The organism is Escherichia sp. AM3 (genome assembly GCF_032029835.1).
GTDB lineage: Bacteria > Pseudomonadota > Gammaproteobacteria > Enterobacterales > Enterobacteriaceae > Escherichia > Escherichia coli.
The window spans coordinates 1-291 of record NZ_JAVUPQ010000854.1; the positions used below are offsets into that span (position 1 = coordinate 1).

A 291-nucleotide genomic window follows, 5' to 3' on the forward strand; every position below is an offset into this window, starting at 1 on the left:
CGGCATCAGGTTCTGCAAATGCATCAACATCTGCAAACCGTGTGTCGGATCGATATTTATTGTCTGATTTACTCTGTCGTTACGGGCGAAGTACATCGCAGCGCGACCAAGAATATAGTCATTTTCTCGCAGGATGGATTCGGTATAGTTCACCGCCAGATTATGGGTGAAGTTACCATTAATCTTATGATAATCCTCAAGAAAATCCTTTCTCTGTGAAAGGATGACCAGGACGGCGATCAGCGCGAAACTGAACAGGATCCCCGCGAAGCTGACCATAATTGGCCGGGT

1 pseudogene is annotated in these 291 nt (G+C 46.7%); it reads right to left on the reverse strand.

Features of this window, described 5'->3' with window-relative positions:
• Nucleotides 1-291 (reverse strand): annotated as a pseudogene (locus tag RTW80_RS28700) (diguanylate cyclase); the annotation flags it as partial.